Source organism: Micromonospora sp. NPDC005173 (assembly GCF_040608515.1).
Lineage (GTDB): Bacteria > Actinomycetota > Actinomycetes > Mycobacteriales > Micromonosporaceae > Micromonospora.
This window is the reverse complement of the sequence record NZ_JBEXIK010000095.1, coordinates 1,514-3,144: the sequence shown is the minus strand read 5'-3', so window position 1 is coordinate 3,144 and position 1,631 is coordinate 1,514. Positions and strand designations below refer to the sequence as shown.

Below are 1,631 nucleotides of genomic sequence, written 5' to 3'. Positions count from 1 at the left end.
AAGGTTGTGGGTTGGTCGTTTGTTGAGAATTGCACAGTGGACGCGAGCATCTTTGTGGTCAAGTTGTCAAGGGCGAACGGTGAATGCCTTGGCACCAGGAGCCGATGAAGGACGTGGGAGGCCGCGATAGGCCTGGGGGAGCTGTCAACCAAGCTGTGATCCCAGGGTGTCCGAATGGGGAAACCTGGCTGGAGTCATGTCCAGTCACCCACACCTGAACACATAGGGTGTGTGGAGGGAACGCGGGGAAGTGAAACATCTCAGTACCCGTAGGAAGAGAAAACAATTTAGTGATTCCGTGAGTAGTGGCGAGCGAAAGCGGATCGAGGCTAAACCGGCTGCGTGTGATACCTGTCAGGGGTTGCGTGGTTGGGGTTGTGGGACCCTGCTGAACAAGCTGACACTTGTTCGAGAAGTTACAAAGTCAGTGGCTAGTCGAACAGTCTGGAATGGCTGACCGTAGACGGTGAAAGTCCGGTAGGTGAAAGTTGCTGACCTTCTGTGGGTGTTCCCGAGTAGCGGCGGACCCCTGAAATCTGCCGTGAATCTGCCAGGACCACCTGGTAAGCCTAAATACTTCCTGGTGACCGATAGCGGACAAGTACCGTGAGGGAATGGTGAAAAGTACCCCGGGAGGGGAGTGAAATAGTACCTGAAACCGTTCGCCTACAATCCGTCGGAGCCTTGCGGGGTGACGGCGTGCCTTTTGAAGAATGAGCCTGCGAGTTAGTGGCATGTGGCGAGGTTAACCCGTGTGGGGGAGCCGTAGCGAAAGCGAGTCTGAATAGGGCGATTCAGTCGCGTGTCCTAGACCCGAAGCGGAGTGATCTAGCCATGGGCAGGCTGAAGCGCGGGTAAGACCGCGTGGAGGGCCGAACCCACCAATGTTGAAAAATTGGGGGATGACCTGTGGTTAGGGGTGAAAGGCCAATCAAACTCCGTGATAGCTGGTTCTCCCCGAAATGCATTTAGGTGCAGCGTCGCGTGTTTCTTGCCGGAGGTAGAGCACTGGATGGTCTAGGGGGCCCACAAGCTTACCGAAATCAGCCAAACTCCGAATGCCGGTAAGTGAGAGCGCGGCAGTGAGACTGCGGGGGATAAGCTTCGTAGTCGAGAGGGAAACAGCCCAGATCACCAGCTAAGGCCCCTAAGCGTGTGCTAAGTGGAAAAGGATGTGGGGTCGCATAGACAACCAGGAGGTTGGCTTAGAAGCAGCCACCCTTTAAAGAGTGCGTAATAGCTCACTGGTCAAGTGGTTCCGCGCCGACAATGTAGCGGGGCTCAAGCACACCGCCGAAGCTGTGGCATTCACATTTTAACCTCGCTTGGACTTGATTCCTTGTGCAGGTGTGTGGATGGGTAGGGGAGCGTCGTGCCGCGAGTGAAGCAGCGGGGTGACCCAGTTGTGGACGCGGCACGAGTGAGAATGCAGGCATGAGTAGCGAAAGAAGGGTGAGAAACCCTTCCGCCGGATGACCAAGGGTTCCAGGGCCAGGCTAATCCGCCCTGGGTGAGTCGGGACCTAAGGCGAGGCCGAGAGGCGTAGTCGATGGACAACGGGTTGATATTCCCGTACCCGCGAAAGAGCGTCCCTGACGAACCTCGTTGTGCTAACCACCCAAACCAGCTGC

At 56.5% G+C, this 1,631-nt stretch carries 1 rRNA gene (cut by a window edge); it reads left to right on the top strand.

Features of this window, described 5'->3' with window-relative positions:
* Positions 1-56: 56 nt before the first annotated feature.
* Positions 57-1,631 (top strand): 23S ribosomal RNA (locus ABZV00_RS37620); its annotated part runs 1,513 nt beyond the window's last position; the annotation flags it as partial.